Source organism: Paraburkholderia kirstenboschensis (genome assembly GCF_032806925.1).
Taxonomy (GTDB): domain Bacteria; phylum Pseudomonadota; class Gammaproteobacteria; order Burkholderiales; family Burkholderiaceae; genus Paraburkholderia; species Paraburkholderia kirstenboschensis.
The window spans coordinates 1523632-1547528 of the sequence record NZ_CP136513.1 but is presented as its reverse complement, the minus strand read 5'-3'; the positions used below and the strand labels follow the sequence as shown (position 1 = coordinate 1547528).

General features: G+C 63.3%; 22 protein-coding genes. 10 read left to right on the top strand and 12 right to left on the bottom strand.

What is annotated here, in order from left to right:
- Positions 1–46: 46 nt before the first annotated feature.
- Both zapE and RW095_RS29575 read left to right on the top strand, forming a co-directional pair.
- Positions 47–1144 carry a cell division protein ZapE gene (gene zapE, locus RW095_RS29580; RefSeq protein ID WP_317022286.1) on the top strand — a complete coding sequence of 366 codons (1098 nt, stop codon included), beginning with the start codon at positions 47–49 and terminating at the stop codon, positions 1142–1144.
- 171 nt (positions 1145–1315) lie between these two features.
- Complete coding sequence (locus RW095_RS29575) at positions 1316–1771, top strand: transposase (RefSeq protein ID WP_317022285.1); 456 nt, start codon at positions 1316–1318, stop codon at positions 1769–1771.
- 100 nt (positions 1772–1871) lie between these two features.
- On the opposite strand, the gene RW095_RS29570 is transcribed toward RW095_RS29575, so the two are convergent.
- On the bottom strand, positions 1872–2357 hold the full coding sequence (locus RW095_RS29570) for a DUF2147 domain-containing protein (protein ID WP_317022284.1): 486 nt from the start codon (positions 2355–2357) through the stop codon (positions 1872–1874).
- A 1073-nt stretch (positions 2358–3430) separates the two neighbouring features.
- Between RW095_RS29570 and RW095_RS29565 the strand changes: the two genes are divergently transcribed.
- Positions 3431–4159 carry a DUF2968 domain-containing protein gene (locus RW095_RS29565; RefSeq protein ID WP_317022283.1) on the top strand — a complete coding sequence of 243 codons (729 nt, stop codon included), beginning with the start codon at positions 3431–3433 and terminating at the stop codon, positions 4157–4159.
- 156 nt (positions 4160–4315) lie between these two features.
- Here RW095_RS29565 and RW095_RS29560 read toward each other — a convergent pair whose 3' ends face one another.
- A complete protein-coding gene (locus tag RW095_RS29560; RefSeq protein ID WP_317022282.1) occupies positions 4316–4510 on the bottom strand; it encodes a hypothetical protein in 195 nt (64 codons plus the stop codon).
- A 325-nt stretch (positions 4511–4835) separates the two neighbouring features.
- Between RW095_RS29560 and RW095_RS29555 the strand changes: the two genes are divergently transcribed.
- Positions 4836–5060 (top strand): hypothetical protein, encoded by a 225-nt coding sequence (locus RW095_RS29555; RefSeq protein WP_317022281.1) that lies wholly within the window; start codon positions 4836–4838, stop codon positions 5058–5060.
- A gap of 29 nt (positions 5061–5089) precedes the next feature.
- Here the strand turns inward: RW095_RS29555 and hfq are convergent, their stop codons facing one another.
- Positions 5090–5548: an RNA chaperone Hfq gene (gene hfq / locus RW095_RS29550; protein ID WP_317022280.1), complete on the bottom strand. Its 459-nt coding sequence runs from the start codon at positions 5546–5548 to the stop codon at positions 5090–5092.
- A gap of 529 nt (positions 5549–6077) precedes the next feature.
- On the opposite strand from hfq, the gene RW095_RS29545 reads away from it, so the two are divergent.
- The 3 genes from RW095_RS29545 to RW095_RS29535 are packed head-to-tail and all read left to right on the top strand — an operon-like array spanning position 6078 to position 7623.
- Positions 6078–6218: a hypothetical protein gene (locus RW095_RS29545; protein WP_317022279.1), complete on the top strand. Its 141-nt coding sequence runs from the start codon at positions 6078–6080 to the stop codon at positions 6216–6218.
- 14 nt (positions 6219–6232) lie between these two features.
- On the top strand, positions 6233–6763 hold the full coding sequence (locus RW095_RS29540) for an RNA polymerase sigma factor (RefSeq protein WP_317022278.1): 531 nt from the start codon (positions 6233–6235) through the stop codon (positions 6761–6763).
- Positions 6760–7623: an anti-sigma factor family protein gene (locus RW095_RS29535; RefSeq protein WP_317022277.1), complete on the top strand. Its 864-nt coding sequence runs from the start codon at positions 6760–6762 to the stop codon at positions 7621–7623. The genes RW095_RS29540 and RW095_RS29535 overlap by 4 nt, the downstream gene beginning before the upstream one ends.
- 96 nt (positions 7624–7719) lie before the next feature.
- Here the strand turns inward: RW095_RS29535 and RW095_RS29530 are convergent, their stop codons facing one another.
- Positions 7720–8070 carry a hypothetical protein gene (locus RW095_RS29530; RefSeq protein ID WP_317022276.1) on the bottom strand — a complete coding sequence of 117 codons (351 nt, stop codon included), beginning with the start codon at positions 8068–8070 and terminating at the stop codon, positions 7720–7722.
- 33 nt (positions 8071–8103) lie between these two features.
- Here RW095_RS29530 and RW095_RS29525 point away from each other — a divergent pair, with 33 nt between their 5' ends.
- Positions 8104–9681 carry an FAD-dependent oxidoreductase gene (locus RW095_RS29525; protein WP_317022275.1) on the top strand — a complete coding sequence of 526 codons (1578 nt, stop codon included), beginning with the start codon at positions 8104–8106 and terminating at the stop codon, positions 9679–9681.
- A 220-nt stretch (positions 9682–9901) separates the two neighbouring features.
- Positions 9902–10312, top strand: a complete 411-nt coding sequence (locus tag RW095_RS29520; RefSeq protein WP_317022274.1) for a hypothetical protein — start codon at positions 9902–9904, stop codon at positions 10310–10312.
- On the opposite strand, the gene RW095_RS29515 is transcribed toward RW095_RS29520, so the two are convergent.
- The 8 genes from RW095_RS29515 to RW095_RS29480 all read right to left on the bottom strand — a co-directional run bounded on the left by RW095_RS29515 (position 10309) and on the right by RW095_RS29480 (position 22343).
- Complete coding sequence (locus tag RW095_RS29515) at positions 10309–11187, bottom strand: DUF1571 domain-containing protein (RefSeq protein WP_394365221.1); 879 nt, start codon at positions 11185–11187, stop codon at positions 10309–10311. The two genes, RW095_RS29520 and RW095_RS29515, sit on opposite strands and share 4 nt — an antisense overlap.
- Before the next feature lie 199 nt (positions 11188–11386).
- Positions 11387–13219 carry an AMP-binding protein gene (locus RW095_RS29510; protein ID WP_317022272.1) on the bottom strand — a complete coding sequence of 611 codons (1833 nt, stop codon included), beginning with the start codon at positions 13217–13219 and terminating at the stop codon, positions 11387–11389.
- A 181-nt stretch (positions 13220–13400) separates the two neighbouring features.
- Complete coding sequence (locus tag RW095_RS29505) at positions 13401–14702, bottom strand: acetyl-CoA C-acetyltransferase (RefSeq protein WP_317022271.1); 1302 nt, start codon at positions 14700–14702, stop codon at positions 13401–13403.
- 81 nt (positions 14703–14783) lie between these two features.
- Positions 14784–15716, bottom strand: coding sequence for a MaoC/PaaZ C-terminal domain-containing protein (locus tag RW095_RS29500; protein ID WP_317022270.1), 933 nt, complete (start codon positions 15714–15716; stop codon positions 14784–14786).
- 2 nt (positions 15717–15718) lie between these two features.
- On the bottom strand, positions 15719–17173 hold the full coding sequence (locus tag RW095_RS29495) for a 3-oxoacyl-ACP reductase (protein WP_317022269.1): 1455 nt from the start codon (positions 17171–17173) through the stop codon (positions 15719–15721).
- A gap of 116 nt (positions 17174–17289) precedes the next feature.
- Entirely contained in the window at positions 17290–19788 is a 2499-nt protein-coding gene (locus RW095_RS29490) for an acyl-CoA dehydrogenase (RefSeq protein ID WP_317022268.1), read from the bottom strand.
- Positions 19789–19932: 144 nt separating this feature from the next.
- On the bottom strand, positions 19933–20838 hold the full coding sequence (locus RW095_RS29485; RefSeq protein WP_317022267.1) for a TetR/AcrR family transcriptional regulator: 906 nt from the start codon (positions 20836–20838) through the stop codon (positions 19933–19935).
- 257 nt (positions 20839–21095) lie between these two features.
- Positions 21096–22343, bottom strand: a complete 1248-nt coding sequence (locus tag RW095_RS29480; protein ID WP_317022266.1) for an MFS transporter — start codon at positions 22341–22343, stop codon at positions 21096–21098.
- Positions 22344–22735: 392 nt separating this feature from the next.
- Here RW095_RS29480 and RW095_RS29475 point away from each other — a divergent pair, with 392 nt between their 5' ends.
- Positions 22736–23896, top strand: a complete 1161-nt coding sequence (locus RW095_RS29475) for a hybrid sensor histidine kinase/response regulator (RefSeq protein WP_317022265.1) — start codon at positions 22736–22738, stop codon at positions 23894–23896.
- Position 23897: the final 1 nt, after the last annotated feature.

Here is a 23897-nt window from a genome sequence, read left to right as displayed (position 1 = left end):
GGCGGGCGGGTTCACTCCCTCCCGCCTTTCTTTTCGCAGCAACACGATGAACGTCACCGAATACTACGAAAAAGAACTGCAGACGCGGGGCTATCAATCCGACCCGGCGCAACGCGCGGCGGTGGACCGTCTGCAGCGGTGCTACGAAGAGTGGGTCGAGTACAAGTCGCGCCGCTCGAACGCGTTGAAGAAGCTCATCAATCGCCCGGATCCGCCGCGCGGTGTGTACATGTGGGGAGGCGTAGGGCGGGGCAAAAGCTTCCTGATGGACAGCTTCTACGTGATCGTGCCGGTGCAGCGCAAAACACGGCTGCATTTCCACGAATTCATGCGCGAGGTGCATCGCGAACTGGAAGAACTGAAAGGCCAGGCCGATCCGCTCGACGAACTCGCGCGACGCATTGCGAAGCGCTACCGGCTGATCTGTTTCGATGAATTTCACGTGTCGGACATTGCCGATGCGATGATCCTCTACCGCCTGCTCGACAAGCTGTTCGAAAACGGCGTGCAGTTCGTGATGACGTCCAACTACGATCCCGACACGCTGTACCCGGACGGCCTGCACCGCGACCGCATGCTGCCGGCCATCGAGCTTATCAAGGAGAAGCTCGACGTGATCAATGTCGATGCGGGCATCGACTACCGGCAACGCACCCTCGCTCAGGTGGAGGTGTATCACACGCCGCTTGGCGCGGCCGCCGACAAGGCGTTGCGCGACGCGTTCGCGCGCCTCGCCGCGGTCCCCGACGAAAGTCCGATCCTGCATATCGAAAAACGCGAGTTAAAGGCGCTGCGCAAGGCAGACGGCGTTGTCTGGTTCGATTTCGCGACGTTGTGCGGCGGTCCCCGTTCGCAGAACGACTACCTTGAACTGGCGAGCCGTTTCCACGCTGTGATCTTGTCAGCGGTGCCGCAGATGTCGGCGCGCATGGCCTCGGAGGCGCGCCGCTTCACGTGGCTGATCGACGTGTTCTACGACCACAAGGTGAAGCTGCTGATGTCGGCTGCGGTGCCGCCCGAGCAACTTTACGTCGATGGCCCCATGGCCAACGAATTCACGCGCACGGTGTCCCGGATCGTCGAAATGCGGAGCAAAGAGTATCTCGATGCGCCGCGCCGGATCGTCGATACGTCGCTGACCTGAGCAGTGCCCGGGCGAGTTCCTGCAACCCGCGGGCGGTCCTTTTGCGATAGCTCACGCCGCTTCGGCCTAGCGGACTAGGTCGAAAGGCGTATTTTCAGGATTCGGATTGCTCTGATGTTCCGTGTTTGGGCGACTGGCTATCTTTGTCGAGTATCTGACAAAGGAGAAACCATGAACCCCTACCGCGACATCAACGACGAAGAGTGGCAACGCATCGCGCCGTTGCTGCCCGAACTGCGCCCGCGCTCGGAATTGCGCGGACGCCCGCTTGCCAATACACGTTCTGTTCTGAACGGCGTGTTGTGGGTGATGTACAGCGGCGCCACCTGGTCGGCCATGCCGCGCAAATACCCGTCTTATCAAACCTGTCATCGTCGCTTCAAGGCGTGGTACGAATCCGGCGTATTGAAGCGCGTCATGGAGCAGCTGTTCGGCGCAGCGAGTGAAGAACTTTGCGCAATGATGCAGGCGCGCATGCGCACGCACGTGAGCGCGGAACAGAAAAGCGTCGTCGCAGCAGAAAAGGCGCCGGCACTGGCAGCACCCACGGCGCACACCCCGGCACCAGCCAAGCCCTTGCCGTCTTCTCCGTTTGCTTTCACGTCGCCCTTCAAACACGCTGCATGACGACTCAAATCACGCGACATCACTTGGAAAAACGGCCGCACGATAATATCGTCGGCCGTTTGTCTTTTTTGAGTTGGTCAGCGCGGCTGGCGCGCATACGCTATTGCTGACGAACCCACGTTTGCGATCGGCCAAGCAGCGATACGCCGATGTAGCCGCGCACTACGAGCTTGTTGCCGCCATCTTCCAGATGCATCTTGCACTTGTATAGCTTGCCGTTTTCCGGGTCGAGAATCTGCCCGTGATCCCAGGCTTCTCCGTCCTTTTTCATCTCGCTAATGATGGTCATGCCGAGAATCGGCTGGTCCTTGCGCGCATCGGTGCAAGCGGTGCAGCGGCGATCCGGCTGGTCGTTCGGACCAAGACCCTTGATCACCTTGCCGCTCAGCGTGCCATTGCCATCCTGCGAGATCTGCACTAGTGCCTTCGGCTGTCCGGTGTGATCGTCGATAGTCTGCCAGGTGCCTACCGGAGTGTCTGTTTGCGCCATCGCCGTGACGGCGCCAGCGAGAAGCGCACCAGCAACCGCCGCATGTTTCGCTGTGCGAAGCGCGACCGCGCGAGCGCGTTGAGTGAACTGCATCATTGTCTTCCTCCTTGATAAGAGACAGCGCGATCGTGGTCGCGCAGCGTTATTGGCATCGCGTGAAGTCATATTGCGAGACGTTAGACTCGCTATCTCGCGTGATGCTTCCGGGTTCTCCTGACGCCCGCGGCGCGAGGCCGGATTAACGGCTCTCGTGCGGCCGCGTCGTGTCGTCAGCGCAGAATACGTTAAGTGTGCGTCAAAGTGCGGCTACCGTTTGATAGTGGAACCTCTAATCAGACTGCGGCACTTTCCGGCTCAATTGAACTGATACCGGAGCATGGCTTTGATACGCGGCCTGCGTGAGGCGCTTTCCACGGGTGCGTTGCCGACCTCGTTGACACAGAGAGGTCCAGGTTGTCGTGCTTCGCGTCGCTGGTCGGCAAGCCTAAGGCGATCGACGAAAGCCCCGACGGCGGGTGAGCGCCCGCATGCTGATGGACGTGCGTCATATCGAACGAATATACGGCGTGACAGTGCGCGCAACTATGTGAAGCCTTTGTGCACGCAGGGCGGATCTCCAACACCAGCCCCGGCCCGAATGGCCCGAATGGCCCGATGCGTGGCCCGGTTGATAACTCCGCGTGAGAAACGCGCCGTGCCTATAACGTTAATGTGGGGTACTTATGAATTGCCGGCGCACAGCCGCAGGGCGACGTCATGAGCCCGCTCGTCAAGTTGGCTGAGAGCCTCTTGAACCGCTGAAACTGGCTGAGTCGGCCACAACCAAACTCGGAGTGCCCGTCAGTTGCAAGAGCAGGGCGCTCACCGGACCAAACGCTCGACTCGACCTGCGAGGAGCTGCGCGGCGTGTGAGGAAGCGTGCACTGAAAGTGCGCACTGTGTGCGATGAAGCCTGGGTCGGATGCAATGTTTGCCACCTCCGATCGCATGCAGGCGCTGCTGCGCGAAGTCGACACCCGCCGACTTGCGTTCAGAGCCTCCGCCGCGAACGTCCGACTCAAAAAAAACAGGTAAGTACCAAATTTTCGACGAAGGGCCCGCAAATTACGAAAGTGAGTAATAATGAGACGATTGGGAACTAAAACAAAAACTGTCGAAGCAGGAATTACATGGACCAAAAGTCGAAACTACGACAGATCGCCGTCACCGCGATCATGGCGTTGGGGGTAGCACAAGGCGCGTGCGCACAGGCTCAGCCTGAGGCCGATAGCAATGGAACACCCGGGCTGGTTGCCGAACCGGATACCACAACCGCACTGCCGTCCGCTTTGCTGCCGGCGCAGACGCAAGTTCAGACATCCGCGCTCACGCCCGACGAGGCGAAGCAATCCGCCGCGGGGAACGTCGCAGAACTGCAGCAGTTGATCAAGGGCTCGGAGCTCAGCGAGTTGCGCACCACGTACAACGGCAGCTATGGGACGAGCTTACTGTTCCACGGCAAGGAGATGACGTACTACGTGGCGCTTTTCCAGCAGAAGAACTTCTGGCGCGTGATCAAGACGCAGGACGCGGCGCGCGCCGAGATGATCTATCGCGATTTCGTGCGCCAGACCGTGCAATTGTCGAGCGTAGAGATTCGCCGCACGCAACTCGAGGCGCAGAAGGCGTTCACCGAACGCATGATCGCGTTGTCACAGAGTCGCGCAAACCGTCTGCAAGCCGACCTCGACGTTGCCCGCCAGCAGCAGACGATTGTTGCGAACCAGCAGCAGCAAACGCGCGCCGAAGCGGTGGCGCTCGCGCAGCAGAAGACTGCCGCGCAGGAGCAACTGCGTGTCGCCCAGCGCCAGGTGCGCGACCTGCAGCGCCAACTCGAAAGCGGCTTGCCCGCGCACTGACCGGAGCGGGCCGAACGGCCCATCCCAAGGCCGGGCGCAGTGGTGCTTCACCGCAGCCCGGCCCGCCGAAACGACGCATTGCCAGACGACGGCATTCCCACTCGTGCGGACCGCGCGCTGGTCTTGCGAAGCATGCGCTTTCCTTCTTGCCGCGCGCTAGCGCCGCTTCTTTTCTCCCTCCGGCTGCTCGTTTTCCGATGCGCGACGCGGCTCGTGCTCGTGGACGGCGATCGGGTCGCTCGCGGGGAAGCTTTCTTCCAACGCCTCGTCGAGGCGGCTATCGGTCGAGTCTATCGCCGGTTCCGCCTGCTTTCCGGCGTCGGGCGACGCAGTGTGCTTCTTGCTCGTCATAACAGGCTCCCTATGAACGTAGTCGACGGTTGAGCATAACGCAAAGGGAGCGTCGGCGACATCGACCGAAAAGCATAGGACGCGCGTCCGCACACTTGCGAGGACGCGCGGATCTACGCGCGGCCGGCGAGCGCCAATCTACATAAAGATAGACTTCAAACGTGAGCCTGCCCGCTCGTTTTCCGAGTGTCGCAGGAATGCAGTGCGGAAAATAAAACAATGACGGTCGCGTGGGCCGGCCCATCAGACCGCCTGCGCGAAGCCTGCACTGTTCAGCTCGGGAGGAGCGCAAACACGATCGGCGAACGACAAGGCAGCAAACACCATGGACAAGAAACCCGCGCGCGCCAAGCGTTTCAACGCTTCACACGTGGTGGAGGCAGAGCTGGAACATCTGGATTGGGCAACGAGGCAGCCGGCGCAACGGATGTTGGACGCCGGCTACTGGCGGCGTCGCGTGTTGGCGGTCAAATGCAAGTTCGAACTGACGGACCAGCAGGTGGCAAGGGTGGAGAAAATTCTGCAGCGGCTCGGTCCTCTCGCGAAGTGACCGCCGCCGCACCGCGGACCGGTTGACGCTTACGCGTGACCGCCGCCGCCATGATTGCCACCGTCGCCGCCCGTGCCGAACAGGCGCCGGCGGCGCGTCACCACTACCGGAGCGTCTGACGCGCTGCCGCGCTCTGGCGCAGGCCTGTCGGATGACGGCGCCCCGTACGATTCGCGCGGTTCACGCGGTTCCCGATGCTCGCGCGGCTCCCGCGAGCCGTGCGGCCCGCGCGTGGTGTGCTCGCCATGCGATGGACGGCCCGCGCGCGGAGCCGGACGAGTTCCGGTATCGAGCTGGATCGTCGAGATGGCGCGCTTGTAAATGCCTTGCAGGCCGACGGGCGTGCGCAGCATCACCAGGTACTGATCGAACGACTCGATGCACCCTGTCAGGCGGATGCCGTTGACAAGGTAAATCTCAACGCGCTTTCGTTCTTTGCGCGCAGCGTTCATGAAGTCGTTTTGCGGATGCGATTCTGCGGAAGCCATGGACAATTCAGGTTAGAAAGACGGTTGTTCGCCGCGATTCTACCCTGTGTGGGGGCAGAACGCGTCGACGGGCGAACTGCGTCCACTATAACGGCTTGCGGTGACATAAGCACCTGATAACTATTGGCTGTAACGATGAGTTACGAAATCAGCCGACCATTGGCCGGCTTCTTCGGCCACGGCCCGCGTTTGACCGCGTCGATGGCGGAAAGAGCCGGCACCGCCGGCGCGTCGGTGGAATAAAAACCGAGGCCAACGCGTTTAGTCAGGGACAGGGTTAGGCGCTGAGGAGCGGGTGCTGCAGTACTGACTCTGGTCAGTGGCTTTGCACGGGAACGGAGTAAGCGCTAAAGCGCTAACTCCGTTCGACAGCTTTGCATGGGACGGGACTAAGGGCTAACGCGCTAACTCCCGTCGACCGTTTTGCATGGGACCCGAGTAAGCGCTGAAGCGCTAACTCTGGATCGACAGCTTTGCATGGGATGAGAGTAAGCGCTAAAGCGCTAACTCTGATCGACAGGAGACTCGTATGAAAGCAGCTTTCAGCATCGTGGTTATGTTGTTCACGCTCGCAGTGGCGTCGCTCGGGACCAGCGCCTGCACCTCCACCGCCGACAACAGCGCATCGGGTACCAACGGCGGCAATAGTAGCGGCGGCGGCGGCTACTGAGAGCCACGCGCCGCGTGAGCTTCGAAGCAGAAGTGATCTCGTGGCTCCCGCAGTTGCGCCGCTACGCGCGCGCGCTGACGGGGGACCGCGCATGGGCCGACGACCTGGTTCAGGACACGGCGGAGCGCGCGCTTGCGCGCTGGGCGGGGTTCCGGCCGAACAGCAATCTGCGCGCGTGGCTGCTCACCATCCTGCGGCATCTTTATATCGATCAGTTGCGCGGCCGCCGCGAGATTGCCGTCGATGAAGAAAGCGCGCCCTGGCGCAACCTTGAAGCGCCGCAACGCGAGATCGACGGTCTCGTCCTGCGCGATCTGCAGCGCGCGCTGTATTGCCTGCCGATCGAGCAGCGCGAGGTGGTGTTGCTCGTCTGCGTCGAAGAACTCAGTTATCAGGAGACCTCGAAGGCGCTCGGCGTGCCGGTCGGCACGGTGATGTCGCGTCTGTCGCGCGCGCGGGAACATCTGCGCGGGTTGCTGGAAGGACCCGCTCAGGGGCCGGCGCGCAAGCCGCCGCCGCTGAAAGTAGTGAGAAACCCGCGATGAATGACGACCACGATCTCAGCTTGCCCGACGGGGTAGACCTGCAAGCGCTATCGGCGTTTGTCGACGGCGAATTGTCGGATGCGGAACGCGAACGGATCGCGATGCTGCTCGACGGGCATCCGCAAGCCGCTGCGCGCGTCGCCGCGTGGCGCGCGCAAAAAGCAGCGTTGCAGGTATTGTGCGGCGCGCCGCAGGACGACGCGCGTCGCGCGCCGGGCAACCAGGCTGGAGACACCGCGCGCAGAGCCGATGATGCCGATGAGCCCGCCGTCATCGTGCTGCGTCCGCGCACGCCTTGGTGGCGGCGTGTGGGGATGGCCGCGTGCTGGCTCGCGGCGGGCGCCGGGCTCGCGCTCGCGCTGGGGCCGCTCGCGCCGCGTTTGACGGGCGGCGCGTGGAACGGTTTCGGTGCGCAGCCGCCGAGCTTCGCTGAACGCGCCGACGTCGCGTATGCTGTTTATACGCCGGAGCGGCGTCATCCGGTGGAAGTCGCGGCGAGCGAAGAAGAGCATCTGATCTCCTGGCTTTCCAAACGTCTGAACCGGTCGCTTTCCGTGCCGTCGCTGCAGGAATACGGCTATTCGCTCGTGGGCGGCCGTCTGTTGCCAGGCGAAGCGGGGCCGGCCGCGCAATTCATGTACGAGAACCGCAGCGGCGCGCGGCTCACGCTGTATGTGACCGGCACCGCGCGCGACGAGACCGCGTTCCGCCTGCTACGTGACGGCAACCGGCGCACCTTCTACTGGATCAGCGACGGCATGGGTTACGCGTTGTCAGGGCCGATCGCGGAAGGCAAGCTACGCTCGATTGCCGTCGACGTCTGCAGTGCGCTCGGTGGCAAGCCCGAAGCGTGGCAGTAGCGTGACAATAGCGTGACAATAGCGGGGCTATTGCTGTGCCAGGCGCTTCCTGTAGTCCGACGGCGGAGTTTCGCGCCGCGCGTCGGGAGATGCATGTCAGGCGCGCTGCGCTAGCGCATCAGGCGCGACGGCGTGAATGATCGGATGCCCCGGGTGCTGGAGAGTAGCAAGTGCCGCGAGTGTCGCGTGTGTCCCCAGCGCCGCGAGTGCCGCGAGTGCACCGAGTGCGGGGAGCGCACCGAGTGCCCCGAGCGCCGCGAGTGCACCGAGTGCGGGGAGCGCACCGAGTGCCCCGAGCGCCGCGAGTGCACCGAGTGCCGAGTGCGGAGCGCCCGAGTGCCGAGTGCCGAGTGCCCGAGTGCCCGAGTGCCCGAGTGCCCGAGTGCCCGAGCACCCCGAGCACCCCGAGCACCCCGAGCGCGCGACTACAAAAATACCCGACCACACCACCCAATCCGTCCCCGCGCTGAAGGAGAACCCTTGATCCGCCACTTGCCGCCGAGAGTTTCCGCCGCGCAGTTCGACCGGGCGCTCGCCGCCTGGCGCTCGATTGTCGGCGAGCCGCATGTCGTGGATTCGGCGGCCGGACTCTCCACTTATCTCGATCCGTTCGCGCCCGGAGAACGTGAGGCGTTCGCGGCGAGCGCTGCGCTGCTGCCCGCATCCGTCGATGAAATTCGCGCGGTGCTGCGCGTGGCGAATCAATATCGCATTCCGTTGTGGACCGTTTCCACGGGGCGCAATTTCGCGTACGGCGGCGCGGCGCCGCGTCTTACCGGTTCGGTCGTGCTCGATTTGCAACGGATGAACCGCATTGTCGAAGTGAACGAGACGCTCGCCTATGCGCTCGTCGAGCCGGGCGTGAGCTACTTCGATCTCCACGCGCACCTGCACGATAAGGGCTACCGGCTGTGGGTCGATCCGCCGGCGGCCGGCTGGGGCAGCGTGGTCGGCAACACGCTCGAACGCGGCTTCGGCTACACGCCATACGGCGATCACGCGGCCACGCAATGCGGGATGGAAGTGGTGCTGGCCAACGGCGACGTGTTGCGAACCGGCATGGGCGCAATCGACACCAGCACCGCCTGGCAGCTTTACCAGCCCGGTTACGGACCTTCGTTCGACGCAATGTTCATGCAGTCGAACTACGGCATCGTGACCAAGCTCGGCGTCTGGCTGATGCCCGCGCCGCCCGCGTATCTGCTCGGCGAAATCCAGTTCCGCGACGAAGCGGATCTGGAGGCCATCGTCGACACAATGCGGCCGTTGCGGCTCGATGAAACGATCCGCAATCACGCGGTGATCGAGGGCGGCTTGCGGCGCGCCGCCGGATTGTCGGCGCGCGCGCAATGGTACGACGGCCCCGGCGCGATGCCCGAAAGCGCGGTCGCCGCGATGCTCGACAAACTGAACGTCGGCCGCTGGAACCTGCATTTTGCGCTGTACGGCACGCCCGAGATGATCGACGCACGCTATGCAATCGTGCAGCGCGCGTTCGCGCGTGTGCCTCACGCGCGGCTCGTGGCAAAGCGTTATGCGGGCGATGCGCAGCCCACAGGGGGCGGCGACCGCAATCTCGCCGGCATTCCCGCAACGAGCGCGTTTCGCATGCTCGACTGGCGCGGCGGCGCGGGCGCGCACGTGGACTTTGCGCCTGTGTGTCCAGCGAGCGGACGCGATGCGTTGCGCCAATACTCGATGGTGAAGGCCCGAGCGGCCGAGTACGGCTTCGACTACTACGGCGGCTTTACAGCGGGCGTGCGTCATCTGCATCACATCTTCGCGGCCATTTTCGATCGCGACGATACGAATCAGGTCGAGCAGGCGGGCGCCTTACTGCGCTCGTTGATGAGCGATGCGCGCGCGGCCGGTTATGGCCAATATCGCGCGCACCTCGCGTATATGGATTTCGCCGCCGCGCAGTACAGTTTCAACGACGGCGCATTGCTGCGGCTGTCGGAAACGATCAAGGACGCGCTCGACCCGAACGGCGTCCTCGCGCCGGGCAAGCAGGGCATCTGGCCTGCGGCGTGGCGCGAGCGGCGCGGCTATACATGAACGTCAGGTGACATTAGGCGGGCAGTGCGCAACTGTTCGACGAGCATTGCGCTCGCCGAGCAAACCAACAGGCGAACGAACAGGCGAACGAACAGGCGAACGAACAGGCGAACGAACAGGCGAACGAACAGGCAACCAACAGGCAACCAACAGGCAACCAACAGGCAACCAACAGGCAACCAACAGGCAACCAACAGGCAACCAACAGGCAAACCAACGCATGGACCGGCGCACCTTCATGATGACGAGTGCATGGCTTTCCACCACGGCAGGCTCTGCGTGGCCATGGCTCACGCATGCCGCGGCGCGTCGCGACACGTTCGCGATCGCCGATTCCACGCTCGCGTTCAGCGCCGCATTCGCCCGCTACGCGGCGGCGATGAAGTTGCCGATATTCGAAACCGGGGACGACATCGGCTTGCTATGGCACACGGCGCTTGCACCCATGCTCCGGATATCGACTAACGGGAAACCGGCGCCGTGGCTAATAGGCGTGACACGCGCGTCCGACTATTTCGTGCTCAAAGAACTCGCCACGAGTGCAACGCATCGCATCGAACACGGCCATGAACAGAGCCATGAGCTGGGCACGCAGTCCGCTCACGTAAGCTTTGTATTCGCGCCGCGCTAGAACTTATAAGCCTTGTTCCTGGGATCGAAAGTCGAATCGTCGAAAGTTTTCGGCGTGATCGTTTCGAACACGATCTTCTCGAAGATGCGGCCGTCATTGTCGTAAGACTCGACAGTGCGGAAATACGGATGCCGCAGATCGAGCCCAAGCGTTTCCCTCTTTGCGTAGAACTGCGGCTGGCCGCTCGGTGTCTCGAACGTGAACGCGACTACGCGCACGCCGTCGATCGTCTTCACTTCGATCTGCGTCGAGCGCGGCAAGCCGGCCTCGATAAATTTTTTACCCTCGGCGAGGTATTGCTGAGCGACGTATTCGGTCCCGAGATCGCGCACGTCGTGATTCGATTGCGAGCGGGCGAGGGCGCCGTTCAACGACGTCCATAACGGCATCACGTTCATGATGCCGCCCAGATGTCCGTACATTTCGTCCGCGCGCTTGGACTCGTCGTAGAGGATCTCCTGGCCTGCATGCGCGCCGTCGGGCAGCCACTTCGCGTAGATGCGAAGCGGGTCGTGCGCGACCCGCACCAGCATGTGGTCCGGCTTGTCGGGCCACTGGCCGCGAATGCGTTCCGAACGCGACATCGTCATTTCATACGACGCGTAGCCGTTCGGCCCTTCCTTGATATAGCGCGGCAACGCGAGCGGATCGAGCGACTTGAAGAGCGCGACAAGTTGCGCGTCGCCGAGCGTTTGGAGCGCGCCGCTTTGTTGCGCTGCGCGCAGCCATTTGACCTGCTGATCCAGCGTCAGCGTGCCGACCTGCGACGCCGGCGTGGATGGCGCCTTGACAGCGCTCGCGACTTCGAGCGGCGGCGGCTTGTCGTCGTTTTGCGCAAACGCGGGCACTGTCGCGATACTCGCCGCGCCGGCCATCCACGCGCCCAGCAGCAGCGTGCCAAGACCGCACCGGTGCGATGCACTACCAGACGCTGCGAGCGCCGACGCGGTGCCGCCCGCGCTAACGTGAGCGTCGGGCCGCACGAAACGGGCAATGCGCAGACGTGCGAACAGGCGGTGCGTCATCGAACTCTCCGAAAGGGTGGCGCAAGAGATCATGCAAGCGCCTTGCCTCTCAGGCAGTCTTTTGCTTCGCGAGTTCCTCGTCTCGCAGCGCGCGGCGCAGAATCTTGCCGACGTTGGTTTGCGGCAGATCGTCACGAAACTCGACTACCTTCGGCACCTTGTATCCCGTCAGGTTTTTGCGGCAATGCGCGATCACCTGCTCGGCGGTCAGCGACGGATTGCGCTTCACGATGAACACCTTCACGCGTTCCCCCTGGGCGTCGTCGGGCACACCGATTGCAGCTACTTCGCGCACATCGGGGTGCGCCGCGATCACGTCCTCGATCTCGTTCGGATAGACGTTGAAGCCCGAGACCAGAATCATGTCTTTCTTGCGGTCGATCAGCCGGATGAAGCCGCGCGAATCCATCACGCCGATGTCGCCGGTCGCAAGCCAACCTTCGTCGTCGATCACCTTCGCCGTTTCTTCTGGCCGGTTCCAGTAGCCTTTCATGACCTGCGGCCCCTTCACGCACAATTCGCCCGCTTCGCCGATGTTGGCCCAACTGCCGTCGTCTTTCTTGAAGCGGACTTGCGTGGAGGGCGCGGGGAGGCCGATCGAGCCTTCGAACTCGCGCAGGTTCGAGATGTCGACGGGATTCATCGACACGATAGGCGAGCATTCGGTCAAGCCGTAGCCTTCGATAATCGGCTTGCCCGTGACGGCCTTGAAGCGCTCGGCCACCGACCGCTGCGTTGCCATGCCGCCCGCCATTGCCAGTTTCAGGTCGGAGAAATCGCGCTTGCAGAATTCCTCGTTCTCGAGAAACGCGTTGTAGAGCGTGTTGACCGCCGTCATGCCGGTGAATTTCTCGTGACGGATGATCATCATCACGCGCTTCATGTCGCGCGGATTCGCGATCAGAATGTTGCGCCCGCCGAGACCCATGAAGATCAGCGCGTTCACCGTCAGCGAATAGATGTGATAGAGCGGCAGCGGCGTGAGCACGGTTTCGACTTCGCCGCTCAATTGACCTTCGGCCCACGCCTTTGCCTGCAGCAGATTGGCGATGATGTTCCGGTGCGTGAGCATCGCGCCTTTCGCGACGCCGGTCGTTCCGCCGGTGTACTGAAGAAACGCGATGTCGTGATGCGTTGGCCGAACAGGCGTGAGCGGCCGCGTATAACCGATGGCAAGCGCCTCCAGCAACGCAACGGCGTTCGGCAGCGTGTACGCGGGCACCATCTTCTTCACGTGGCGCAGCATGAAATTGAGCAGACGTCCCTTCAGATTCAGACCATCGGCGAGCAGATCGCCGAGTCCCGTCACGATCACGTTCTGCACCTTGGTGCCCGGCAGCGCGTCCTGCACCGTCTTCGCAAAGTTCTCGAAAACGATGATGGTCTGCGCGCCGCTGTCCTTCAACTGATACGCGAGTTCGCGCACGGTATAGAGCGGATTCACGTTGACCACCACCGCGCCGGCTTTCAGTATGCCGAACAGCGACACCGGATATTGAAACGTATTCGGCAGCATGATCGCGACGCGCTCGCCCGGCTTCACGCCGATGCTTTGCAGATACGCGGCGAAGGCCGTCGCCTTGCGGCCGAGTTCGCCATAGGTCAAGCTCGCGCCGACGCTCACGTAGGCAACGCGCTCACGGAATTGCGCGATGCATTCGTCGAAGAAGTGCACGACGGAGTCGTATTTGCCGACGTCGATCTCATGCGGCACGTCGGCGGGATACGACGCGTACCAGATGCCGTCGGTGTTGGGCGACTGGTTAGGGCGCCCCGTTGCGTCTTGCATTGCGTGAGGAGTTGCCGCCGCGTCTGCATGAGCGGCCCCGGTCGCCTGATTCGCAGCGGCGGGCGATAGCGAGGCTTGAGTGGGCTGGGTCATCGGTCGTCTCCTGAAGCCTTGGCTTCAATTGTTTATGCGCTGGTTGAAGCGGTCCAGCATGTTGCTGCTTCTGCTTCCCTTTTGCCTGGCGCTTGCTTGCCAGTAGCTTGTCGGTAGCTTGCCAGTTACTCGCCTGTTGTCAGGTCCCGCTTTCCATCGCTGCATGCCGCCGCCGCGACGCTCAACGCTCGATTATCGCCACCACGCCCTGGCCGCCCGCCGCGCAGATCGAAATCAGTCCGCGCGCGGTGCCCGCCGGCTTGTCGAGTTGAGCGAGCATCTTCGCCAGACCCGCGACGATGCGGCCGCCCGTCGCCGCGAACGGATGCCCGGTCGCGAGCGAGCCGCCGTTCACGTTGAGCTTCGCTGTGTCGATCGAACCGAGCGGCGCGTCGAGGCCAAGCTGCGTGCGGCAGTATTCGTCATCCTGCCACGCCGCGAGCGTGCATAGCACCTGCGCCGCGAACGCTTCGTGAATCTCGTAGAAATCGAAGTCCTGCAACGTCAGTCCGGCTCGCGCAAGCATGCGCGGCACTGCGTAGGCGGGCGCCATCAACAGGCCTTCTTTCTTGTCGAAGAAGTCGACTGCCGCGGTTTCCGACCAGCTCAGATACGCGAGCACCGGCAACCCGTGGCGCGGGGCCCACTCCTCGCTTGCAAGCAGTACGGCGGAGGCGCCGTCGGTGAGCGGCGTGGAGTTGCCCGCGGTCAGCGTGCCCGCGTCGCGATCGAAGGCGGGCGCGAGCGCGGCGAGCTTTTCCAGCGTGAGGTCTGAGCGCAGATTGTTGTCGCGCGCGAGGCCGCGATACGGCGTCATCAGATCGTTGACGAAGCCGCGCGCGTAAGCTTCGGCCAGCTTGCGGTGACTCTCGTAAGCCAGCACGTCCTGCGCTTCGCGCGAGATGTTCCAGCGCTTGGCCATCAGTTCGCAATGCTCGCCCATCGAAAGGCCGGTACGCGGCTCGCCGTTGCGCGGCAGGAGCGGCTTGAAGAACATACCGGGCCGCAGCTTCGCGAGCGCGCCCACGCGCTGGCCCGTACTCCTGCCGCGATTCGCTTCGAGCAGAATCTTGCGCATGTTTTCGTTGACGCCAATAGGCGCATCCGATGTCGTATCGACGCCGCCCGCGATACCCACTTCGATCTGTCCCAACGCGATCTTGTTGGCAACGAGTATGGCGGCTTCGAGCCCCGTACCGCAGGCCTGTTGAACATCGTACGCGGGCGTTTCCTTCGCGAGTGTGGTGGACAGCACGGATTCGCGCGTCAGATTGAAGTCGCGCGAATGCTTGATGACGGCGCCCGCCGCAACTTCGCCGAGACGTTCGCCGTGCAGGCCATAGCGGTCGATCAGTCCTTGCAGCGTGAAGGTCAGCATGTCCTGATTCGACGCGGTCGCATACGCGGTGTTCGAGCGGGCGAACGGAATCCGGTTGCCGCCGATAATCGCGACGCGGCGCACGGGTGGCAGCGGGTGGGACATGCCTGGCTCCTTCAGCTAGTTGCGTGTGGTGATGGTCGGGGTTCGAGTGCGAGCGCCGCTATCGGGCAAACGGCGCGCGCTTCATTGCAATCTCCATTGCATGCGGCCGCGCAAATGCGGCTTTTCTCCGGCGATGTCGCGCACCTCGATATCGCGTTCGATCAGCGAAGACGACGCGCTCCACAACGACGCTTCGCCTGGCAGCAGCATCGGCAGCTTGAATTCGGCACTGAGCGTGGCTTCGGCAAGCGGCTTAGGCGGCTGCAAGGACGATGCCGCGCGCGCGAGCGTCCACATGCCGTGCGCGATCGCGCGCGGAAAACCGAACGCTTTTGCGGAGAGCGCGCTCAGATGGATCGGGTTGTAGTCGCCCGACACGCTCGCGTAATCGCGGCCAAGTTGCGGCGCAAGCTGCCAGCGCGCGATGCGTTGCAACGCCGCGGTATCGACCTGAAGCGGATCGAGCTGCGCGCCGCTCGCCGGCACGCCGCGTTTCAGATAAACGCTGTCGCCGTCCCACACCGCTTCGCCGCGCCGGTAAATGCGGGTATGCAGCAGGAACGCCTGGCCCTTGTCGTGGCGCAGCAGCGCGCCGAATTCCACCTCGACCCGCAGCAGGTCCTTGTACGCGAGCGGCCGGCGCAGACGCACATGATTGGCCAGATGCAGCAGCCCGACCGCGGGCCACGGGAACGCCGGATCGGTCAGCATCAGCAGATGCAAGGGGAACGCGAGCAGATGCGGATACGTGAGAGGCACGCCGTGCTCCGGGATGAAGCCGCACACGCGCGCGTAACGCCACGCCGGCCCCGGATCGAGCGCGACGGCGGGGCGCACGAGGCGCAACGCGGGCAACTGCGTGGGGCGTCCGCGTTTGACGATGCCCGACAAAGCGCGCGCATAGAGCTTCGCCGGCGTCGGCAGGGTTTCGACGACGACAGTCTTGGGCCGCACCGCGTGCGGCGCGAGCTTCGTTGCATGATTCCCGCCAAACGGATCGCCGGGTTCATCCATGCTCATGCTCCGATCAGGCTTTGTCCGCACACGCGCACGACCTGGCCGCTGATGCCGGCCGAGCCTGGATGCGCGAGCCACGCGATAGTCTGGGCGACGTCGACAGGCAGGCCGCCCTGCGCGAGCGAATTCATCCGGCGGCCTGCCTCGCGAAGGGCCAGCGGCATCTTCGCGGTCATCTGCGTTTCGATGAAACCTGGCGCGACCGCGTTGATCGTAATGCCGCGCGGGCGCAGCAGCGGCGCCATGCTTTGCACGCGGCCGATCACGCCGGCTTTCGACGTCGCGTAGTTGGTCTGGCCGGGATTGCCCGCGATCCCGCTGATCGACGACACGCCGACGATGCGCCCGCCGTCGCGCAGAATACCCGCCGCGAGCAGCGCGTCGTCGATACGCTCCTGCGCGCACAGGTTGATGTCGATCACGCTTTGCCACGCGCTGCCTGTCATCTTCGCGATGGTTTTGTCTTTCGTGATGCCGGCGTTGTGCACGACGATGTCCACGCCGTGGTCGTCGAGCGCCGCGGAGATCTGCGCGGGCGCTTCGGGCGCGGCGATGTCGAAGGCGAGGGCGGTGCCGTTCAACTGGCGCATGGTGGCTTCGAGCGCGTCGCGCGCGGGCGGAATGTCGATGCCGATCACGTGCGCGCCTTGCGCCGCGAGCACGTTCGCAATCGCCGCGCCGATGCCGCGTGCGGCGCCTGTCACGACCGCGCGCCGGTTCGCGAGCGGCTGGTTCCAGTCGAAGGGCGATGCAGCGTCGTTACCGATGGCATCGGTAACGACCACGCTATTTGCAAGACGATGCAAACCGTCTGCGGCGATTCGCACCACCTGGCCCGACACATACGCCGAACGCGGTGACAGAAAGAAGCGCAGCGTGGCTTCCATTTCGCGCTCGGCGCCTTCGGCGACATGGACCAGATTCGCCGTGATGCCGCGCCGCGCTTCCTTGCCGAGCGAACGCGTGAGTCCTTCCAGCGCGCGTTGCGCAGTCCATTTACGCGGACTCGGGCACGCTTCGGGCGGCCGTCCCAACACGACGATGCGCCCGCATTTCCCAAGTGAGCGCAGCGTGTCGTGAAAGAACGCGTGCAGCGGTTCCATCTGGCTGCTTTCGTCGATACCGCTCGCGTCGAAGATCAATGCGCCGACACGCGCGGCCGAGCCCGACTCCGCAGGTTCGAAGCGCCCCGTCAGCAGACCGTGACGGTGCGCCAGGGGCATCCACAATCCGGCGCTTTCATGCGCGACGCTCGTCACGCCGATGCTCGCCACCAGGTCCGCCAGCGAATCGAGCAGATGCGGCTCGCGCCCGGCGCCAATCGCGACCAGGCCGCCGAACTCGGGCTCGTCGGCGCGATAGCGGCGCAGCACCTCGGGCTTCGGAAGGCCAAGAGAACGCGCAACGCGCGCGCCGAACGGCGAATTGACGAAGTTCAGGTAAGAGTCGTTCATATTGTTCGTTGCTCCGCTGGACACGCCCGCACGTCTGTCAGTGTGCACTGAGTTTGGCGCATCGGCGTGCCACGCAGCGAGGTTTTTTCATGCGTTTGCGCAAGCATCCATGGGAATCACAGCGCCGCTTCCATGACCTTTTCGAGCGCCTCCTTGCGTTGTTGCAGACTGGCGAGAATGTCGAAATCGGCGGGGAAATCGTCGACTTTCACGACTTGTGCGGCGTAGCGCGCGTAGTCGCCGAGCACACGCCGCTCGTCGGCGTCGATCAGGCCTTGTTGCAGCGCGGCGTCGGCCCATGCGGCGAGTTGCGCGACGCTCTGCGGCATTGGCTCGAGGCGCCGCTCCTTCACCGCTTCGCGCAGCTTCTGCTCGATCTGCGTGAAGCGCGGGTTCAGTTCGAACACGAGTTCGCCATAGCCGAGCCCGTCGACATCCGGGTGCGGCACGTAGGAGTCCGACACCAGCCGGTTGCGCGCGGCGCCCGGCGTCTGCATCAACTCGGCGATCTCGCTGCCCAGGCGGTCCGACGGTTCGCGATGCGGCAGCCCGAACGGGAACGCCAGCACACGCACGAGGCCGGCGGCGAAGCGCTTCGGATAGTTCGCGAGCACGCCGTCGAGCGCCTGTTGCGCGCGATAGAGCGAATCTTCGACGCCCCAGCGCACGAGCGGCAGATCGTCTTCCTGACGGCCCTCGTCCTCGAAACGCTTGAGCGTCGCGGAGATCAGATAAAGCTGCGAGAGCACATCGCCAAGGCGCGCCGAGATGCGTTCGCGGCGCTTCAAATCGCCGCCGAGCACGAACATGGAGACATCCGCGAGCAGCGCGAAAACGGTGGCAAGCCGCGTGACCGCGCGATAGTACGCGTGAAGCGGCGCATGAGCAGCGCGCGGCTTCGCAATGAACGCGCCGCCCGTGATGCCGTAGACGAAGCTGCGCACCACGTTCGAAAGCGTGAAGGCGACATGGCCGAAGAATGCGTCGTCGAAGTCGCGCAGCGCTTTGGCGCGGTCCGTCTCGCGCGTCGCGCTCATCTCCTTCAGCACATACGGATGGCAGCGAATCGCGCCCTGGCCGAAGATGATCAGGCAGCGCGTGAGAATGTTCGCGCCTTCCACGGTGATCGCAATCGGCACCTGCTGATACGCGCGTGCCAGAAAGTTAGACGGCCCCATGCAGATTCCCTTGCCGGCGGCCACGTCCATGGCGTCGTTGATCACCATGCGGGCTCGTTCGGTGATGTGGTACTTGGCGATTGCCGAAATCACCGAAGGCTTCTCGCCGAGATCGACCGCATGCGCGGACAGGCGGCGCGCGGCATCCATCACATAGAGATTGCCGCCCATGCGTCCGAGCGCTTCCTGCACGCCCTCGAATTTGCCGACAGCCGTGCGGAACTGGCGACGAACCGCGGCGTATGCGCCCGTGCCGCGCACGGCGAGCTTCGCCATCCCGACATTCGACGACGGCAGCGAGATCGCGCGGCCCGCCGCGAGGCATTCCATCAGCATGCGCCAGCCGTTGCCGACCTGAGCGCGTCCGCCGATCACCCAGTCGAGCGGAATGAAGACGTCCTTGCCGGAATTCGGGCCGTTCTGGAACACGGCGTTCAGCGGCCAATGACGACGACCGATGTTCACGCCCGGATGATCGGTCGGAATCAATGCGCAGGTAATACCGGGTTCGTCGGCCGAGCCGAGGAGATGCTCGGGATCGAGCGCCCGGAACGCAAGGCCGAGCACGGTCGCGATCGGCCCGAGCGTGATGTAGCGCTTGTCCCATGTGACGCGAAAGCCGAGCGTCTCGCGTCCGTCGAATATGCCCTTGCAAACGATGCCGACATCCGGAATCGCGGCGGCGTCCGAACCGGCGTACGGGCTCGTCAGCGCAAAGCATGGAATTTCCTCGCCGCGCGCGAGACGCGGCAGATAGTGGTTCTTCTGCTCGTCGGTGCCGTAGTGCATCAACAGTTCGGCGGGGCCGAGCGAGTTCGGCACCATCACCGAAACGGCTGCGGCCGAGCAGCGCGTGGCCAGCTTCATGATGACCTGCGAATGCGCGTACGCGGAGAACTGTTTGCCGCCGTACCGCTTCGGAATGATCATGCCGAGAAAACCACGCTCCTTGACGAATTGCCATGCTTGCGGCGACAAGTCCTGCCACACCATAGTGGTTTCCCAGTCGTTCGCGAGATCGCACAGCTGCTCGCATTCATTATCGAGGAACGCCTGCTCCTCCGCCGTCAATGTCGCGGGACCGTAGCCGAGCAGCTTGTCCCAATGAGGCCGTCCGGAGAAGAGTTCGGCGTCCCACCAGACGGTGCCGGCTTCGATCGCGTCGCGCTCGGTCGGCGACATCTCCGGCAGGATCTTGCGAAACACGTCGAGCACCGGCTTCGTGAGCCACGCGCGGCGCAACGGTTTGACGGCGAACACGAAGGCAGGGAGCACCAGAACGATCGCGAAAAGCGTGGTTGCGGCCGCGCCCGCGGCTCCGCTCAATCGTACCGCCGCAACCCAGGCGATCATGAAGGCAAGCCACCATAGCGCGCGCGCCTGAGCGTAGACGAGCGCAAGAGCGCCGACAATCAGCAGCAGGATGAACCACGACATGACGTTTCCTCCCTGTTTCCGTGATGCGTGCAAACGCATCCACGTTGCATGGACGGTTCACGTTGTTATCGATGTTGTGCGAGCGGCTTTGCGTCTTTGTGCGTAACGCCCGCATCGGTAAAACGGCCGTTGCGGGCGCTCCTTTTACGTCGCGCCATGCAACGCCTGCTGGAACGAGCATGCCTCCATCGTGCCGCCGCGATGCTTGCCGTCGGAGTCCACAGGTCCCGAAGAAGCGGATGAACCCGCCGCCGACTCCAACAAGCCCGAGCCGTCGCCATGCGCTTCACTTGCCGCATCGCCAGCACTCTGCGTGCTGCCGTCGATAGCGCTGTCCGCGCCTGTATCGTCGGCATCGCCCAGCACGGCGGCGAACATCGCGAGTTGCGACGCATCGGGCAGCGGCGCCTTCAGCGCGGCGACCATCAGCGAGGCGAGGCGTGCGATCAGTTGCAGATCGTTCATTGACTTGCCTTGCGAGAACTCGGCAATCAGGCTGTCCGTATCGGTGCCCGCGAGCACGCCCGACAACGCGCCGATTGCAAAGTGCAGCCGCCAGCCCAGTTCTTCGCGCGGCAGATGCGGCAGCGCGCGCTGAAACGCATCGAAAAAACGCCCGGCCACCGACGCATAGTGGGCGTTCAGAAAGTCGCGAATGAACGCGGACGGGTCCGTATAAGCGCGGCCCAGCAAGCGCAGAAACGCTTTGCCGCCGACGCGCGGATCGCGCGAGAGCCGCAGCGCCGGGATGAACATTGCGCCGAGCACGTGCTCGCAGGTCAGACGCTCGCCGAGCATCCCGTCGAAACGCTCAAGGAGCTTCACTCGCTCCTGGTTGAGCCGGTCGAGCCGGCGCGACAGCATCGCGTGAATCAGCGACTCCTTGCTGCCGAAGTGGTAGTTGACCGCCGCAAGATTGACCTCGGCGCGCGAAGTGATCGGGCGCAGCGACATGGCCTCGTATCCGCAATCGATGAAGAGCGCCTCGGCCGCATCCAGGATGCGTGACTTCGTATCGCCGGCGTGCCGGCCTGTTGTGCGACCTGCCATATTGCGTCTCCCTGTTCTCGGGCGCCCGCTTTGCGAACACGCGATTCAAATAGGTATTTGAAACAGCCGTTTTTTTCAGAATAAGAAGGATGGTCGATCCGGGCAAGGGTCGGATGTCGATTAACTCCTCTAGAAGACCTCGCGCCTCGCGCCCGTCGTAGGGGTTAGCTGCACGTTTGCATCCGGAAATAAGAAAGCCGTTCCGAAGAATCGGAACGGCCTCGCGTGAATGAAGACCTGTTGTCTGGTGCGAACGCTTAGACCTGTCCTCCAACCGTACTTCCCCGCGGATCTGGGCCAACATGTCTGGCCGACTGCGTCATGTCGATGCCGCGGCGCTCGCGGCTAAACGGAATCAGCGCGCAGATCACGATGACGACAATGCCGATCACGACCGCCATCACGAGCGCATAGTTGTTGCCGTGCGCTTCAGCGGCGCTCGCCTGCAGCGGACCGTTGACCGAAGCGATCAGATTGCCCAGCTGATACACGAGACCGGGGAAGGTCGCGCGAATTTCATCGGGCGAGATCTCATTCAGATGAACAGGAATGACACCCCATGCGCCTTGCACGGAGATTTGCATCAGGAAAGCGCCGAGCGCGAGCAGCACCGGCGTGCTCGAAAAAGCCCACAACGGCAGCACTGGCAATGCGATCAGCGCGGCGATGAAGATCGCGCGCTTGCGCCCGATCTTCTCCGACAACATTCCGAAAAAGAGCCCGCCGCAGATCGCGCCGATGTTCAGCGTGATCGTGATCCACGACACCGTATGCGCGTCGAACTGATGCTGGACGCGCAGGAATGTTGGGTACAGGTCCTGCGATCCGTGCGAGAAGAAGTTGAACGCGGTCATCAGGACGATCGTGTAGAGCGACAGCTTCACGTTCTGCTTCAGCGTCGCGACAAGGCCAGGACGCGCCTGCTTCTCGAGCGTCTTGAAGGCCGGCGATTCCGGCACGTGCGCCCGAATGTACAGCACGAGCAGCGCGGGCAGCACGCCGACAAAGAACATGCCGCGCCAGCCGATGTACTGATAGAACACGCCGAACACGACCGAGGCGAGCAGATAGCCGCTCGGATAGCCTGCTTGCAGCAGGCCGGAGACGATGCCGCGCGATTTCGGCGGCACGGTTTCCATGGTCAATGCGCCGCCCACGCCCCATTCGCCGCCCATCGCGATGCCGAACAGCGCGCGCAACACGAGCAGCGTGGCAAGGTTTGGCGAAAAGCCGGACAGCAGTTCGAGCAGAGAGAAGCACGCGATGTTGACCATCAACGTGGGCCGGCGACCATAGCGGTCCGCAAGCCAGCCGAAAATCAGCGCGCCGACCGGGCGCATCATTAGCGTCAGCATTATGCCGAATGCGACTTCGGGGATTTTCGTATTGAATTCCGCCGCGATATCTTTCAATACGAACACCATGAGAAAGAAATCGAATGCGTCGAGTGTCCAGCCAAGATAGGCGGCAATCGTGACGTTTCTCTGTTCCCGTGTCCAGTTCATTGATGTTCTCCTGGTCTCCAATAACGCGCGTTCGATGTAGAGGTGCCCGGTGCGCCCTATGGCATGGGCTTCGAGCGCGAGTGTACGCCGACCGTTAAGCGGCTGCAGGAAAGAGCGCAGCTTTGTCGGTGTTAATCCTGGGAGCAATTATCGTGCTGAATGCCGGGTCGAAGGTAATTGTGGGTTTAGTGTAATTATTGTATTGTGAATGTCTGCGGGAGCGTGGGTAAACTGTAATGGGATTTATTGCCGAACGCCTTTAATCCGGTCGAATCGACTTAGTCCTTTTACGCCGGCCCAATGACCTGCGTTTCCGATCCGGCCTGCCGCGACGGTAGAATGCGAGCGAACCCCGACTGTCGGCGTCCGCCAAGGGAACCGCCGGAAACACGATGAGTGACACGATACAAGCGCCGTTTTCCATCCTGTTCGTCGACGACGACGAGATGTCGCGCAACCACTTTGCGCGCGCCGTGCGTGACGATTACCGCGTGCATCTGGCCCAGGGCGCCGACGAAGCCATGGCGCTGCTGCAAGAACTCGGTTCTGAAATCGCCGTGCTCGTCACCGACTTTCGCATGCCGGGGCGCGATGGCGGCCATCTGCTGCGCGAGGTTGCGCAGGCGTATCCGCAGATCGTGCGCATCCTTGTCACCGCCTATGCCGACAAGGACATGCTGCTGCAAACGTTCAATACCGGCGACCTGTTCCGCATCATCGAAAAGCCGCTTCGCATGGAGTCGGTGCGCGAGGTTCTGAAGCAGGCGGTGGCGCGCTACGTCGAGCGCGAGACGCGTCAGCAAAGGCTGCTTGCAATGGACGAGACGCTTGCGTTCCTCGCTCACGAACTGAACACGCCGCTTGCCGCGATATCGCTTTTTGCGCGCTCGGTCGAAAACGATGTCGCGCAGGAATACGACCCGCAGCGTCAACAGGAAATTGGCACCGCTGCCACCTCGATGCTGAACAACGCACAGTATTGCCTGACGCTGATCTCGTCGTTCTGGGCGACGGTGCACAAAAGCGGCGGCCCGCAGTCGGCGACCGGCAGCGCCGCGCGCGAGGTCAAGGCGACACGCCTCGTCGCCACGCTACTCGACTCCTATCCGTTCGCCGGCTCGCAGCGCGAATGGATAGGCGTCGACATGCGAGGCGATTTCGTCGTGCATGCTATGCCGAATTGCGTGGCGCTCGTGCTCTCTTCGCTGTTGTCGAATGCGTTGCGCGCGCTCGACGGTTGTCCGGCGCCCTCGCTGCGTATAGAAGTGACGGACGGGCCCGAGCCGGAAATCCGTCTGCACGACAACGGTCCGGGCATCGCACCGGAGGTCAAGGCGCGCTTGCTGCTCGATCCGGTCACAACGCACGCGGGTCGTGGCGGCCACGGTATGGGCATGATCTTTTGCAACCGCATCATGCAGTCGTTCGGCGGCGGGCTGAGGATCGAATCCACGGTCGGTGAGGGCACCACCGTGACAATGCGTTTTCCCGGCATCAGAGGGCGGGTGCATGACGGCGTGAGCGAAGCGGCGTCGGACAGTCACGCCGCTTGAG

Excerpts from the sequence above, each read along its gene's own strand:
- RW095_RS29520 (WP_317022274.1), top strand. The coding sequence starts at position 9,902 with ATGGACCGGCGCACCTTCATGATGACGAGTGCATGGCTTTCCACCACG.
- RW095_RS29545 (WP_317022279.1), top strand. The coding sequence starts at position 6,078 with ATGAAAGCAGCTTTCAGCATCGTGGTTATGTTGTTCACGCTCGCAGTG.
- RW095_RS29475 (WP_317022265.1), top strand. The coding sequence starts at position 22,736 with ATGAGTGACACGATACAAGCGCCGTTTTCCATCCTGTTCGTCGACGAC.
- RW095_RS29565 (WP_317022283.1), top strand. The coding sequence starts at position 3,431 with ATGGACCAAAAGTCGAAACTACGACAGATCGCCGTCACCGCGATCATG.
- zapE (WP_317022286.1), top strand. The coding sequence starts at position 47 with ATGAACGTCACCGAATACTACGAAAAAGAACTGCAGACGCGGGGCTAT.
- RW095_RS29515 (WP_394365221.1), bottom strand. The coding sequence starts at position 11,187 with ATGGCCGGCGCGGCGAGTATCGCGACAGTGCCCGCGTTTGCGCAAAAC.
- RW095_RS29570 (WP_317022284.1), bottom strand. The coding sequence starts at position 2,357 with ATGATGCAGTTCACTCAACGCGCTCGCGCGGTCGCGCTTCGCACAGCG.
- RW095_RS29485 (WP_317022267.1), bottom strand. The coding sequence starts at position 20,838 with ATGGCAGGTCGCACAACAGGCCGGCACGCCGGCGATACGAAGTCACGC.
- RW095_RS29505 (WP_317022271.1), bottom strand. The coding sequence starts at position 14,702 with ATGTCCCACCCGCTGCCACCCGTGCGCCGCGTCGCGATTATCGGCGGC.
- RW095_RS29500 (WP_317022270.1), bottom strand. The coding sequence starts at position 15,716 with ATGGATGAACCCGGCGATCCGTTTGGCGGGAATCATGCAACGAAGCTC.
- RW095_RS29480 (WP_317022266.1), bottom strand. The coding sequence starts at position 22,343 with ATGAACTGGACACGGGAACAGAGAAACGTCACGATTGCCGCCTATCTT.
- RW095_RS29495 (WP_317022269.1), bottom strand. The coding sequence starts at position 17,173 with ATGAACGACTCTTACCTGAACTTCGTCAATTCGCCGTTCGGCGCGCGC.
- hfq (WP_317022280.1), bottom strand. The coding sequence starts at position 5,548 with ATGGCTTCCGCAGAATCGCATCCGCAAAACGACTTCATGAACGCTGCG.
- RW095_RS29575 (WP_317022285.1), top strand. The coding sequence starts at position 1,316 with ATGAACCCCTACCGCGACATCAACGACGAAGAGTGGCAACGCATCGCG.
- RW095_RS29555 (WP_317022281.1), top strand. The coding sequence starts at position 4,836 with ATGGACAAGAAACCCGCGCGCGCCAAGCGTTTCAACGCTTCACACGTG.
- RW095_RS29490 (WP_317022268.1), bottom strand. The coding sequence starts at position 19,788 with ATGTCGTGGTTCATCCTGCTGCTGATTGTCGGCGCTCTTGCGCTCGTC.
- RW095_RS29510 (WP_317022272.1), bottom strand. The coding sequence starts at position 13,219 with ATGACCCAGCCCACTCAAGCCTCGCTATCGCCCGCCGCTGCGAATCAG.
- RW095_RS29535 (WP_317022277.1), top strand. The coding sequence starts at position 6,760 with ATGAATGACGACCACGATCTCAGCTTGCCCGACGGGGTAGACCTGCAA.
- RW095_RS29560 (WP_317022282.1), bottom strand. The coding sequence starts at position 4,510 with ATGACGAGCAAGAAGCACACTGCGTCGCCCGACGCCGGAAAGCAGGCG.